This is a genomic window from Leucobacter tenebrionis, assembly GCF_019884725.1.
GTDB lineage: Bacteria > Actinomycetota > Actinomycetes > Actinomycetales > Microbacteriaceae > Leucobacter > Leucobacter tenebrionis.
The window spans coordinates 96420-110262 of the sequence record NZ_CP082322.1 but is presented as its reverse complement, the minus strand read 5'-3'; the positions used below and the strand labels follow the sequence as shown (position 1 = coordinate 110262).

Below are 13843 nucleotides of genomic sequence, written 5' to 3'. Positions count from 1 at the left end.
CGCCCGCTCCCCGATATCTCGTCAGTCGCGCACGGTAGTCTGGACGCAGCAGTCGAAGCAGTTCGACAGAGGTCTACATGGAACGCGCTCATGCGCATCGATCGAGAGGACAGGCGTGGCTAAGAAGGGCCCTGACAACGCGGCCGCCGCGAACGACAGCGAGGCGATCGTCGGCAAGGGTCGGCCGACCCCCTCGCGCAAGCAGGCGGAGGCCGCGAACGCGCGACCCATCGTCGGCTCCAAGGACAAGGCGCTGCTGAAGGAGCAGCGCCGCCAGCAGGCCGAAGCCCGGGAGCGGGCCCGCATCGGCATGATGCAGGGCGACGACCGCTTCCTCACCCCGCGGGACAAGGGCCCGCAGCGGCGGTACGTGCGCGACTACGTCGACGCGCGCTGGAGCGTCGGCGAACTGCTCATCCCGATGATGCTCGTCGTGCTGGTGATGACGTTCATCCCCGGCGTCATGCAGGTCGTCAGCCTCATCGTGATCTGGGCGTTCGTCGGGCTCGCGATCCTCGACGCCGTGTTCCTCGGCTTCCGTCTGAAGAAGCGCCTGGGTGAGAAGTTCGGCGAGGATCGCGTGCAGCCCGGCTTCCGCTGGTACGCCGCGATGCGCGCCTTCCAGTTCCGACCGCTGCGCGTTCCCAAGCCCCAGGTCAAACGAGGCGAATTCCCGAGTTAAGGGCCGCCTGAGGCCTCACGCCCCGAGTTCACCCGCAGCACAGCGGTGCGGACTCGGGGCGTTCGACTTCAGGCCGGATGAAAGAGCCTCGTGAGCCGGCGCACCCGGGTCGAGGCTCCGTGTCTAGCCCGCCTGGCGCCATCCGGCGCGTCGCAACCCGCGGTTGATCGCCCGCGCCCACAGCGGGCCCTCGTAGATGTACGCCGTGAAGCCCTGCACCAGCGTGGCCCCCGCCAGCAGGCGCTGCAGCACGTCGTCCGCGGTGGTCACTCCGCCGACCGAGATCACGCAGAAGTCGGGATCGGGAGCGGCCGCTCGAATGCGGGTGAGCACCTCGAGGGAGCGCTCGCGCAGCGGCGCGCCCGAGAGCCCGCCGGCTCCCATGCGCTCGATCTCTGCGGCGGACTCCGTCAGACCCTCGCGCGAGATCGTGGTGTTGGTGGCGATGATGCCGTCGAGTCCGAGCCGCTGCGCGAGCGCCACGATGCCGTCGATCTGCTCGTCGCCCATGTCGGGTGCGATCTTGACGAGGAGCGGGGTCGATCCCGCGGCGTCGCGCACCGCGGCGAGGAGCGGCTCGAGCATCTCGAGCTCCTGCAGCCCGCGCAGCCCGGGCGTGTTGGGCGAGCTGACGTTCACCGCGAGGTAGTCGGCGATCGGCGCGAGGCGCTGCGCGCTCCAGACGTAGTCCTGCACCGCGTCGTCGACCTCGGTGACACGGCTCTTGCCGATGTTCACCCCGATCACGGGACGGCGGCCGGACAGTCGCGCGCGCTCGATGCGGGGCACGGCCGCGGCGGATCCGCCGTTGTTGAACCCCATGCGGTTGATGAGCCCGCGGTCGCCCACGAGGCGGAACATGCGCGGCTTGGGGTTGCCGGGCTGGGCGTGACGGGTGAGGGTGCCGACCTCCACGTGCCCGAACCCGAACTCGCCGAGCCCGAGAATGCCCTGGGCGTTCTTGTCGAAGCCTGCGGCGAGGCCGAACGGACTCGGGAAGTCGATGCCGAGAGCGCGGGTGCGGAGACTCGGGTGGGGCGCGCAGAGGCGGCGCACGATGCCGGCGGTGAAGGGAGCCGCCTGGATCACCTTGAACGCCAGGTGGTGGGCGGGCTCGGGCCCCATGCGTCGCAGCACGGTGTTGAAGAGCAGCGGGTAGAGACGCATGGTCAGTCCTCCGTGGGGGTTGTGGCCGATAGGTCGCGGGCGGTGGGACAGGGCGCGGAAGCCTCAGTCCTCCGTGGCCGTGGGTGCAGTGGCCGATGCCTCACCGGCGGGGTGGGCGCGCAGCTCGGCTATGGCCGCGTCGAAATCGGCGAGGGACTCGAACGCCTGATACACGCTCGCGAAGCGCAGATACGCGACCTCGTCGAGCTCGCGCAGATGCGGGAGCACGGCGAGACCGATCTCGTTCGCATCGAACTGGGCGATGCCGCTGGAGCGCACGGATTCCTCGACCTGCTGCGCGAGCACGGCGAGGTCGGCGTCGGTGACGGGCCGGCCCTGGCAGGCCTTGCGCACGCCGCTCATCACCTTCTCCCTGCTGAACGGTTCGACCACACCGGATCGCTTGATCACGGTCAGACTCGCGGTCTCGGTCGTGGTGAAACGGCGGCCGCACTCGGGGCACTGACGCCGACGACGGATCGAGAGCCCGTCGTCAGCGGTGCGCGAGTCGATCACGCGGCTGTCGGGGTGACGGCAGAAAGGGCAGTGCATCAGGCGTCGCCTCCCGAGGTCTCGGCTGTGTTCTCCGGGTCCCCGGCCGTGTTCTCCGGGTTCCCGTCTGCACTCCCCGGGTCCCCGGTCTCGGACCGCGCGCCTCCGGTGCCGGACCGATCCCCCTCGAACCGCGCGCTGACGGCCTCGCCGTGCGCCGGAAGCCCCTCGGCGCCGGCGAGGGCGAGCAGCGGCCGCTCGACCTCGGCGAGAGCGGATCGGTCGTAGCCGACCACCTGCTGGGGGCGGAGGAAGGTGTGGGCGCCGAGGCCCGAGGCGAAGCGCGCCGTGCCGCCGGTGGGCAGCACGTGGTTGGAGCCGGCGAGGTAGTCGCCGAGGCTCACCGGCGTGTAGCCGCCCATGAAGATCGCGCCGGCATCGGCGATGCCCTCGAGCACGGCCTCGTCGTCGGCGGTCTGGATCTCGAGGTGCTCGGGCCCGTAGGCGTTGCTGACGCGCGCGGCGGTCTCGAGATCGTCGACGAGGATCACGGCCGACTGGGGGCCGCCGAGCGCGGTCGCGACTCGTTCGGCGTGCCGCGTCGCCGCCGAGCGGATCCCGATCTCCTCGAGCACTCGCTCGGCGAACTCCGCGGAGTCCGTGACGAGCACCGAGGCCGCCGCCTCGTCGTGCTCGGCCTGGCTGATGAGATCGGCTGCGACGAAGCGCGGATCGGCCGTCGCGTCGGCGATGACGAGGATCTCGGTCGTACCGGCCTCGGAATCGATGCCGACGAGCCCGTTCACCACCCGCTTCGCGGCTGCGACGAAGATGTTGCCAGGCCCGGTGATCTTGTCGACGGGGGCGAGACCGATGCTCTCGACCCCGTGCGCGAAGGCCGCCACGGCGCCCGCGCCGCCGATCGCGTAGACCTCGTCGACGCCCGCGAGCGCCGCTGCCCAGAGCACGACCTCGTGGGGCAGCCCGTCGTTGTCCGGCTGCGCGGGCGATGCCAGCGCGAGCTCGGGGACGCCTGCGGCCTGAGCGGCAACGGCGTTCATGATGACCGAGGACGGGTAAGCCGCCTTGCCGCCCGGCGCGTAGAGGCCGACGCGGCCGACCGGCTGCCAGCGCTGCCGGATCACGGCGCCGTCGCCGAAGCGGGTGATCTGCTCGGGCGGCACCTGGGCGGCCGAGCCGAGCCGAAGCTTCTCGATGAGCAGTTCGAGCGCGGTGCGGATCTCGGGCGGGCAGGTGTCGAGCGAGGCCGTGATGCGCTCGGCGGGGACGCGCAGCGCGTGCCCCTCCACTCCGTCGAAATCACGGGCCTGCTCCCTGAGCGCGGCCTCGCCCCGATCGCGCACCGCGTCGACGAGCGGGCGCACCCGCTCGACGGCGGTGCCGATGTCGAGCGCGGCGCGCGGCACGAGCCGCAACAGGTCGGCGCGCGAGAGCTGCTGCCCCCGCAGATCAATGGTTCGCATCACCCGACCAGTTTACCGGTGAGCGCGTCGCGATGATTTCGTGCCCCGCGAGCTGCTGCGCGGCGCGCCACAGGTCGGGTTCCACGTGGATCGGTGCCCGCAAGGATCGGTGCCCCCAAGGATCGGTTTCCGCGTGAGCCGCATCTACGCGGCCCGCATCTGCGAGGATGGGAAGGATGCGCAAGAGAGAAGCACGGGCATGACCCTCGCAACGGGTGCGCTGATCCTCGGCCTCGTCGTCATCGGCGCCGTCGCGCAGCGCGTCGCCGGGCTCGGCTTCGCCATGCTCATCTCGCCCTTCATGACGCTCCTCATCGGGGCCCACTCCGGGGTGGTGCTCGTGAACGTGCTCGGGGTCCTGTCGAGCGCGCTGATCGTGCCCCGGGTGTGGCGCTCCATCGACTGGTCGATGTTCCGCTGGCTCAGCGCGTTCGCCGTGGTCGGCTCGCTCACGGGGGCGTGGGTGGCGGGGCTGTTCTCACCCCCGGTGATGGCCGTGGCGGTCGGCGGGGTCGTGATCGTCGGCCTCGGCGCCTCACTGCTCGTACGGAGCGGCCGCCTCACGACGGAGCCCCGCGCTCCGCGAGCGGTCGCGGGACTGCTGTCGGGCCTGACGAACTCGCTCGCGGGGGTCGGCGGCCCCGCCGTGAGCGCCTACGCCGTGCTCACCCGATGGCCGCAGGTCTCGTTCGCCGCCACGCTGCAGCCCTACTTCCTGCTGATCGGCGCGACGTCCGCCACCGCGAAGCTGCTGCTCGATCCGCGCGCGCTGCCGGCGACCGACTGGTGGTTCTGGGGTCTGGTCGTACTCGCGCTGCTCGCCGGCATCGGGCTCGGCGAGCGGCTGCTGCGCCGGGTCACGGCGGGACAGGTGCGGCGGGTCGTGATCCTGCTGGCGTTCGCTGGCGCGGCGGCGTCGGTGGTCCAGGGACTGGTCGAGCTGCTGGCCTGAGCGGATCGCGCATCGGAGCCGGGATCTAGGATCCGGATCGGATCCGATCCCGGCCGGACGATCCGCGGCTCACTCGGCGGGGGTGAGCATGCCGAGCCACGCGAGTTCCCGCGTGCCCGCGACCAGCGCCTCGGCCGCCGCACCGGCGTCGACCTCGAGCAGGGTGGCGAGCGCGTCGGCGATCCGGCCGAGCGAGAGCTCGCCGTCGCACACGCCGACGGCGGCCGCGATCAGCGGATCCGCGGCGACCCTGCGGGCGATCGGTCGATCGGTCGTGAGGCGGATCGCGCGCGGCGCCTCCTCACCCGGCGTGTGCTCGCGCTCCTCCACGACGGCCTCGGCGCGCACCCAGTGAGTCGCGAGAATCTCGGCGTCGCTCATGCGGCTCGCGGCGGCGCCCGCCTCGAAGGCCGCCTCCAGCCATGCCCCGAGCGCTTCGGTCGTGTAGGCGCCCGCGGCCTGATCGATCTCGACGAGGGTCGGGCCGGGTCTCCCGGCTTCGGCCTCCACGCGCCTGCGGATCCGGATCGAGCCGAGGCCGATCGCCGTGATGCGACGCGCGGAGAAGTCGTCGAGCCAGGAGGCCATGAGCCGTTCGAACTCAGGCGATCCGGGCCGGGCTCCCCCGTCGCGCGCCCAGGTCTCGGCGTACTGCGCGGGATCGACGCGGTCGCGCTCGACCACCCAGGCGTCGAGGACCCCCGCGGATCCCGCAGCAGCTCCCGCCGCTCCCGCTGCGGAACCGGCCGCGGCCTCGATCCAGCCCCGCACCCGCTCGAGCCCGTTGGCGCCCCACGGCGACTCCCAGTTGGCGAGGCAGAGCGCCGTGCCGCCCGGCGCAAGATGACCGGGAGCCTCCGTCACCACACGCTCCGCGAGCGCGTCGCCGGCCATGCCGCCGTCGCGGTACTCGTAGACGGGGGCGTCGCCGTCGCCGCGCGGGGTGATCACGAACGGCGGGTTCGAGAGGATCAGGTCGAAGCGCTCGCCCGCGACCGGGGCGAACAGGTCGCCGAGGCGGAAGTCGATCCGGTGCTCGACCCCGTTCAGGCGCGCGTTCGCCCGCGCCATCGCGAGCGCGCGCTCGGAGATGTCGGTCGCGACGACCCGACCGCGCAGGGAGAGGTGCATCGCGACGATGCCGCACCCGGCGCCCAGGTCGAGGCACCGCTCCGCGTCGCCGGGCGGCGCCTGGGAGACGAGGGAGCGGGTCGCGCCGCCGACGCCCATGACGTGATCGGGGCGGGCAGGCGCGCGGCGCAGCTGGTCGTCGAGGTCCGAGATGATCCACCAGCGCGCCGGATCCCCGAGGCGCGCGTCCGCGACCTCGACCGGGTTCAGCGACAGGGCGGCGCGGAGCAGGCGGGCTCCCCCGTCGGCCGATGCCGCTGCCCCGTCGACGGCGGTGTCCGTCGCCGTCTCGCCGGTGGTGTCCGTCATCTCCTCGCCGGTGGCGTCTCCCGCCCCGTCGGCGGCAGGCTCCCCCTCCGGGTCATCGACGCGCACCAGCCCCAGCGCGAACGCCCCGTCGACGCCGAGCTCGGGCAGGGCGCGCGCCAGCTCGGCCTCGTCGACGGGCTCGGCGAGCAGGAACAGCCGCACGAGCGAGGCGAGCGGGCTGTCGCCGCGCTCGCGCAGCACCCGGAGCGCCGGCGCGAACACCCCGCGCTGCCGCGCGCCGTCGGCCGCCGCTCCGAGCAGTCCGGTGACGGTCGCGGCGCGGTAGTCGGCGCGGTCGAGATCGGCGTGCAGGCGGTCGATGAGTTCGGGATCCACCACTCCAGAGTATTGCCTGCGGCGGCGCGGATCCCGACCCCGCTCCTAGTAGGCGACGGTGAAGCGTTCGCGGTGGTGCTTCGGCTCTTCGATCTCGTCGACCACGGCGACGCCGAAGTCGGCTCCCGAGATCTCGGAGCGGCCCTCGGCGTCGGTGAGCAGCACGTCGCCGCCCACCCGGTACTCGCCCCGGTACTCCCCCGCTGCCCAGGCGCCGAAGGTGGCCGGCGGACTGATGAGGAACCAGTCGAGCTCCTCGGGCGCGGCGCGCAGGTCGTCGAGCACGCCGCCCATCTCAGCCGCCTCGGGCTTCACCGCCTCGGCGAAGTCGGGGCCGTTCATCACGAGGTCGCCGCCCTCGCTCTGCAGCAGGGAGCCCGCGCCTCCGATCACCCCGAGACGCACTCCGGCCGCCGCCGCTTCGGAGGCGAGTTCCGCGATCGCGGCGCGCACGCGGCCCTCCATGTCCCCGCGCGGCGACACCGCGACGATGACGACGTCGGCGCCCTCGAGGGCCCGGGCGCGGTCGGCCGCATCCGTGATGGAGCCGCGCAGATACTCGGCCCCGGAGATCTGCTCCGCCGTCTCACCCCGGCTCATGCTCCGCACCGCGAGGCCGCGCACCGCGGCCGCCTCCACGATGTGCGATCCCGCATAGCCGCTGCCGCCGATCACCGTCACTCTGGTCATCTCTGCCTCCTCGAGTCGTAGGCCCGCCGATGCGGCGGGTGCTCCTGCGAGAACGGCGCGCGGGGCCGGGGTATTCCCGCCGCAGCCCTCGAGTCGAGCGACGCAGGATCGACACCCGCTCCGGTCGCCGAGACCGCCCTCCACCGTCAGCACCGAAGGCAGTCTCGACGACGGGAGGTCGATTCGACGACGGGAGAGCCACTCGACGACGAGAGAATCACTCAGCGGAGAGAGTCGCAGGCAGACGAGCGTTGCAGGCCGCCGCGCGCACGACGGGCCCTACGCGAAGGCGCGGTCGTGGGCGGTGACGGGGCTCGGCAGCACGGTCTCGCCGGTGAGGTAGGCGTCGACCGAGGCTGCGGCGGCGCGACCCTCCGCGATCGCCCACACGATGAGCGACTGGCCGCGCCCGGCGTCTCCGGCCACGAACACACCCGGCACCTCGGTCGCGTAGTCCCCGGTGCGCTCGAAGGCGCCCCGCGGCCCGCGTCCGAGCGGCACAGCCGGATCCTCGATCCCCTCGGGCCCGGTGAAGCCCATCGCGATCAGCACGAGGTCGGCGTCGATGAGCCGTTCGGTACCAGGGATCGGCTCGCGGCCGCGCTCCGTGAACCCGGTCTCCGCCACGCGCAGCGCGCGCACGGCCCCGGAGTCGTCGCCCACGAACTCGACGGTCGACGCGAGGTAGCTGCGCTCACCGCCCTCCTCGTGCGAGCTCGACACCTCGAAGAGGGTCGGATGCACCGGCCAGGGCTGCGCATCGGTGCGCGTCGGCGACGGCTTGCGGCCGATCGCGAGGCTGGTCACCGACCTGGCGCCCTGGCGGTGCGCGGTGCCGACGCAGTCGGCGCCCGTGTCGCCGCCGCCGATGACGACCACGTGCTTGCCTGCGGCGTCGAGGCCCGGGGACACTCGGCCGAGCTGCCCCGCCTCGCCAGGCTGCCCGGCCTCGCCAGGCTGCCCCGCCTCGCCGAGCTGCCCGGCCTCCTCCAGCGCGCGGTTCTGCGCGGTGAGGTACTCCATCGCGTAGTGCACGCCCGAGAGCTCGCGACCGGGCAGCGGCAGCTCGCGCGGCACGGTGGCTCCGGTCGTCACGACGACGGCGTCGAAGCGGCGGCGCAGCTCGCTCCACGACATGTCGCGCCCGATCTCGATGCCGCAGCGGAACCGGGTGCCCTCGGCCTTGAGCTGCTCGATCCTGCGCGTCACGAGGTGCTTCTCGAGCTTGAACTCGGGAATGCCGTACCGCAGCAGGCCTCCCGGCTGCTCGTCGCGCTCGTACACCGCGACCGTGTGACCGGCGCGGGTCAGCTGCTGGGCGGCGGCGAGGCCCGCCGGGCCCGATCCGACCACCGCGACAGTCTTGCCCGTGAGGCGGGCCGGGGGCTGCGGCACGACCCAGCCCCGCTCGAAGGCCTCGTCGATGATGCTGTTCTCGGTCTGCTTGATCGTGACGGCGGGCTGGTTGATGCCGAGCACGCACGCCGACTCGCAGGGCGCGGGGCAGGCGCGGCCGGTGAACTCGGGGAAGTTATTGGTCTCGTGCAGGCGGTCGATGGCCTCCCGCCAGCGATCCCGGTAGACGAGGTCGTTCCACTCCGGGATCAGGTTGCCGAGCGGGCAGCCCTGGTGGCAGAAGGCGACGCCGCAGTCCATGCAGCGCGACGCCTGGCGCGCGACGATGGTGGGGTCGGCCGGATCGACAACCTCCCGCCAGTCCTTGAGCCGCAGCGCGACCGGGCGCTTCGGGGCGAGCTCTCGCTCGCGCACCTTCAGGAATCCGCGGGGATCAGCCATGGGTCGCCTCCAGGATCTCGGTCCACACCCGCTCGCCGTCGGGGTCGATGCCTTGTTCGTTCGCGCGTTCGCGGATCTCGAGCACCCGCGAGTAGCCGCGCGGGATCAGGCGGGTGAACCGCGCGAACACGCTCTCGGGGTCGGTATCGATCTCGGTGAGCAGCGCGCTCGCCAGCTCGGATCCGGTCTGCTCGACGTGCCGCTTCAGCAGCGTCACGACCTTCTCCCGCAGCGGGTCGTCGAGCGGCGTGAGGGTGAGCGCGCCGGAGCCGAGCTCGGCCGAGTTCACGTTCGCCGGGTCCAGATCGAGGATCACCGCCTCGCCACCCGACATGCCCGCGCCGATGTTGCGCCCCGTCGGCCCGAGGATCAGCGCGAAGCCGCCGGTGAAGTACTCGAGTGCGTGGTCGCCCGTGCCCTCGACCACCGCGGTGGCGCCCGAGCCGCGCACGAGGAAGCGCTCGCCGACCGTACCCGCGATCCACATCGCTCCGCCCGTCGCGCCGTAGCCGATGGTGTTGCCCGCGATCACGTTGCCCCAGGCGGCGTGGCCGGCCTCCGGGTGCGGCCGGATCGCGATCTCGCCGCCCGACAGCCCCTTGCCGACGTAGTCGTTCGCGTCGCCGACGAGCCGCAGCGTGATGCCCGCCGGGATGAAGGCGCCGAGCGACTGCCCGGCCGAGCCTGTCAGCGTGATGTCGATGGTCTCGGGGGCGAGGCCGTCTGCCCCGTGGCGCTTCGTGACCTCGTGGCCGAGCATCGTACCGACGGCGCGGTCGATGTTGCGGATCGGCAGGTCGATCACGACGGGTTCGCGGCGCTCGAGGGCGTCGGCGGCCATCTCGATGAGGCCGCGGTCGAAGTGCTCCCCGAGCTCGTGGTCCTGCTCGCGGCCGTGGCGACGCGGCTCGTTCTCGGGGAACGAGGGGCCGCGCAGGATCGGCGTGAGGTCGAGGCCCTCGGCCTTCCAGTGCCGGATCGCGTCGTCGACGTCGAGCGCCGCGGTGTCGCCCACCGCCTCGGCGAGCGTGCGGTAGCCGAGGGAGGCGAGGATCTCGCGCACCTCCTCGGCGATGAAGCGGAAGAAGTTGACGACGTGCTCAGCCTGCCCGGTGAAGCGCTCGCGCAGCTCGGGGTTCTGCGTCGCGACGCCGACGGGGCAGGTGTCGAGGTGGCAGACGCGCATCATGATGCAGCCCGAGACGACGAGCGGAGCCGTGGCGAAGCCGAACTCCTCGGCGCCGAGCAGTGCGGCCACGACCACGTCCCGGCCGGTCTTGAGCTGCCCGTCGGCCTGCAGCACGACGCGCTCGCGCAGGCCGTTGAGCATGAGGGTCTGCTGCGCCTCGGCGAGGCCGAGCTCCCACGGCGAGCCGGCGTGCTTCAGCGAGTTCATGGGGCTCGCGCCCGTGCCGCCGTCGTGGCCCGAGACGAGGATCACATCGGAGAGCGCCTTGGCGACTCCGGCGGCGACGGGACCGATGCCGCTCTGAGCGACGAGCTTCGTCGAGATGCGCGCGGCGGGGTTCGCGCGCTTCAGGTCGAAGATCAGCTGCTTCAGATCCTCGATCGAGTAGATGTCGTGGTGCGGGGGCGGCGAGATGAGGCCGACGCCCGGGGTGGCGTGCCTGGTGCGGGCGATCCACGGGTACATCTTCTGCGGGGGCAGCTGACCGCCCTCGCCCGGCTTCGCCCCCTGGGCGAGCTTGATCTGGATCTCGTCGGCGTGCGTGAGGTACATCGAGGTCACGCCGAAGCGGCCGGACGCCACCTGCTTGATGGCGCTGCGCCGCTCGGGGTCGAGCAGCCGTTCCTCGGCCTCGCCGCCCTCGCCCGTGTTGGACCTGCCGCCGAGCCGGTTCATGGCGATCGCGAGCGTCTGGTGCGCCTCGGGCGAGATCGAGCCGTAGCTCATGGCGCCCGTGGCGAAGCGCTTCACGATCTCGCTCACCGGCTCGACCTCGCCGAGCGGCACCGGAGGCCGCTGCGGGGCGAACTTGAAGAGGCCCCGCAGCGTCATGAGCCGCTCCTGCTGCTCGTTCACGCGCCGCGTGTACTCGGCGAAGATCTCGCGCTTGCCGGTGCGGGTCGCGTGCTGCAGCTTGAAGATCGTCTCGGGATCGAAGAGGTGGGGCTCCTCGCCGCGCCGCCAGCGGTACTCGCCGCCGGTTTCGAGCTTCTTGTGCGCCAGCGGGGCCGGGTCGTCGGGGTAGGCCGCGCGGTGGCGGGCCGCGACCTCGGCGGCGATCACGTCGAGGCCGACGCCCCCGAGCCGCGAGGCGGTACCGGTGAAGTAGCGGTCGACGAGCTGCTGCGACAGCCCGATCGCCTCGAAGGTCTGCGCGCCGCAGTACGAAGCCACCGTCGAGATGCCCATCTTGCTCATCACCTTGAGCATGCCCTTGCCGAGCGACTTGATGAGCCGCGCGACGGCTTCTTCCTCGGTGACTCCCGGGATCGAGCCGTCGCGCACGAGCAGGCCGACGGTCTCCATGGCAAGGTACGGGTTGACCGCCGCGGCGCCGTAGCCGATGAGCGCGGCGACGTGGTGCACCTCGCGCACGTCGCCCGCCTCGGCGATGAGCGCGACGCTCATGCGCTGCCCCTCGCGGATGAGGTGGTGGTGCACCGCGGAGATCGCGAGCAGCGACGGCACGGGGGCGAGATCCTTGTTCGAATCGCGATCCGACAGGATCAGGAACTCCGCCCCGGCCTCGATCGCGGCGCTCGCCTCCCAGCACATGGCCTCGAGGCGGTCGGCGAGGCCCTTCGCGTCGTAGTCGACGGGGTACAGCCCGCGGATCGTGACCGCGCGCTCGCGCTCGGGGTCGTCGCCGAAGTGCTGGATGCGGGCGAGTGCGTCGTTGTCGATGACGGGGAAATCGAGGATCACCTGGCGCGCGTGGTCGGCGGACTGGGTGAGGAGGTTCTGCTGCGGACCGATGCTCGTGACCAGGCTCGTGACGAGCTCCTCGCGGAGGGCGTCGAGCGGCGGGTTGGTGACCTGCGCGAACTGCTGCACGAAGTAGTCGTAGATGTGGCGGGGCCGCTCCGACAGGGCCGCGATCGGCGTGTCGGTGCCCATGGCCGCGATCGGCTCGATGCCGTCGCGGGCCATCGGGGTGAGCAGCAGCCGCAGCTCCTCCTCGGTGTACCCGAAGGTGCGCTGACGACGGGTGATCGACGCGGGAGGATGCACGAGGTGCTCGCGCTCGGGCTGCTCGGAGAGCCGGATCCGCCCCTCCTCGAGCCACTCGCCCCAGGGCGCGAGGTTCGCGAGTTCGCCCTTCACCGCCTCGTCGTCGCGGATGGTGCCGCTGACGAGGTCGACGGCGAGCATGCGTCCCGGCTGCAGGCGACCGCGGCGGATCACACGGCCGGGCGCGATGTCGAGCACACCTGTCTCGCTCGCGATCACCATGATGCCGTCGCCGGTCACCAGGAAGCGTCCCGGGCGAAGCCCGTTGCGGTCGAGGGTGGCGACGAGCTCGACGCCGTCGGTGGCGATCATCGCCGCAGGCCCGTCCCACGGCTCCATCACGAGCGAGTGGTACTCCAGGAAGCTCACGAGGTCGGGGTGCAGACCGGTCTCGGACTCCCACGCCTCGGGCACCATCATGGCGAGCGCGTGCGGCAGCGAACGCCCCGCACGCACCAGCAGCTCGAGCACCTCGTCGAAGCTCGCCGAGTCGCTGCCGCCCTCGGAGCAGATGGGCGAGAGCTGCCGCACGTCGCCGAGCAGCGGGCTCTCGAGCTGCGCCTCGCGGGCTCGCATCCAGTTGCGGTTGCCGCGCACAGTGTTGATCTCGCCGTTGTGCGCGACGAGGCGCAGCGGCTGGGCGAGGTGCCACGACGGGAAGGTGTTGGTCGAGTAGCGCGAGTGCACGATCGCGAAGCGGCTCTCGAAGCGCTCGTCCGACAGCTCGGGGTAGAACGCCGGCAGCTGCAGCGTGGTGACCATGCCCTTGTAGACGATCGTGCGCGCGCTGAGCGAGGGCAGGTAGCAGCCGGTCTCGTGCTGGATGCGCTTGCGGGTGCGGAAGGCCCGGCGCTCGAGGTCGTCGGTGTCGAGCGGCCGAGCAGAGGGCACGGTTCCGTAGCCGCTGAGTCCGCCCGGCTCGGAGGCGCCCTGCTGAGGAACGAGGATCAGCTGCTCGATCGCGGGACTCACCGCGCGGGCGCTCTCCCCCAGCACCTCGGGACGCACCGCGACCGGACGCCAAGCGAGTACCGAGAGTCCTTCCTCGGCGGCGATCGCGCCGATGCGGTAGCGCACGGCCTGCCGCTCGGTCGACGCCTGGGGCAGGAAGGCGAGGCCGGCCGCGTAGCCGCCGGCGGCGGGCAGTCGCAGGGTCGAGTCCATCTCGCCGAGCGCCTCGCGGATGAAGCGGTCGGGCAGGTCGCTGAGGATGCCCGCGCCGTCGCCGGTGCCCGCGTCGGAACCGACCGCGCCTCGGTGCTCGAGGTGCTCGAGCGCCTCGAGCGCGAGGGAGACGATCTCATGGCTCGGCTCGCCCGTGAGCGAGACCACGGAGGCGAGGCCGCAGGCGTCGCGCTCGTCGGCGGGGTCGTAGAGCCCGACGCGCTCGGGAAAGCCCGCGGGCTGTGCTGCAGGGGTCTTGGCTCGCTCGCTCATCAACGTCCTTTCTCTCGGCGGGACGTCGGCGGCCCTGGCGTAACCACCGGTGGAATCGGTCTGCGACAGCGCCGTCCCAGTGAGCCACGGTGGATCTGGAGACCTCAGTTTACCAATCGTTTCTTCGGTGAAACTAATCAGTCAACGCACTTTATGCAGAGGATTCA

Annotated in this window: 9 protein-coding genes; 2 read left to right on the top strand and 7 right to left on the bottom strand. The window is 72.1% G+C overall.

From position 1 onward, the window contains the following. Positions 1 to 115 precede the first annotated feature (115 nt). Positions 116 to 682 carry a DUF3043 domain-containing protein gene (locus KVY00_RS00485; RefSeq protein ID WP_223043824.1) on the top strand — a complete coding sequence of 189 codons (567 nt, stop codon included), beginning with the start codon at positions 116 to 118 and terminating at the stop codon, positions 680 to 682. A gap of 123 nt (positions 683 to 805) precedes the next feature. Here KVY00_RS00485 and KVY00_RS00480 read toward each other — a convergent pair whose 3' ends face one another. The 3 genes from KVY00_RS00480 to hisD form a co-directional block, all read right to left on the bottom strand. Next, a complete protein-coding gene (locus tag KVY00_RS00480) occupies positions 806 to 1849 on the bottom strand; it encodes a quinone-dependent dihydroorotate dehydrogenase (protein WP_223043823.1) in 1044 nt (347 codons plus the stop codon). 63 nt (positions 1850 to 1912) lie between these two features. Then, complete coding sequence (gene nrdR / locus KVY00_RS00475; protein WP_223043822.1) at positions 1913 to 2401, bottom strand: transcriptional regulator NrdR; 489 nt, start codon at positions 2399 to 2401, stop codon at positions 1913 to 1915. Continuing rightward, on the bottom strand, positions 2401 to 3825 hold the full coding sequence (hisD, locus tag KVY00_RS00470; RefSeq protein WP_255572833.1) for a histidinol dehydrogenase: 1425 nt from the start codon (positions 3823 to 3825) through the stop codon (positions 2401 to 2403). The genes nrdR and hisD overlap by 1 nt, the downstream gene beginning before the upstream one ends. 199 nt (positions 3826 to 4024) lie before the next feature. Here hisD and KVY00_RS00465 point away from each other — a divergent pair, with 199 nt between their 5' ends. After that, positions 4025 to 4777 carry a sulfite exporter TauE/SafE family protein gene (locus KVY00_RS00465; RefSeq protein WP_223043821.1) on the top strand — a complete coding sequence of 251 codons (753 nt, stop codon included), beginning with the start codon at positions 4025 to 4027 and terminating at the stop codon, positions 4775 to 4777. A 69-nt stretch (positions 4778 to 4846) separates the two neighbouring features. On the opposite strand, the gene KVY00_RS00460 is transcribed toward KVY00_RS00465, so the two are convergent. From KVY00_RS00460 to gltB, 4 genes are all read right to left on the bottom strand, one after another. Beyond that, positions 4847 to 6553, bottom strand: a complete 1707-nt coding sequence (locus KVY00_RS00460; protein ID WP_223043820.1) for a DUF7059 domain-containing protein — start codon at positions 6551 to 6553, stop codon at positions 4847 to 4849. Between the two features lie 45 nt (positions 6554 to 6598). Next, positions 6599 to 7243 carry an NAD(P)-dependent oxidoreductase gene (locus tag KVY00_RS00455; RefSeq protein ID WP_223043819.1) on the bottom strand — a complete coding sequence of 215 codons (645 nt, stop codon included), beginning with the start codon at positions 7241 to 7243 and terminating at the stop codon, positions 6599 to 6601. Positions 7244 to 7522: 279 nt separating this feature from the next. Next, entirely contained in the window at positions 7523 to 9040 is a 1518-nt protein-coding gene (locus KVY00_RS00450; protein WP_223043818.1) for a glutamate synthase subunit beta, read from the bottom strand. Next, entirely contained in the window at positions 9033 to 13676 is a 4644-nt protein-coding gene (gene gltB, locus KVY00_RS00445; RefSeq protein WP_223043817.1) for a glutamate synthase large subunit, read from the bottom strand. Before gltB ends, KVY00_RS00450 begins: the two co-directional genes overlap by 8 nt. Between the last annotated feature and the right edge of the window lie 167 nt (positions 13677 to 13843).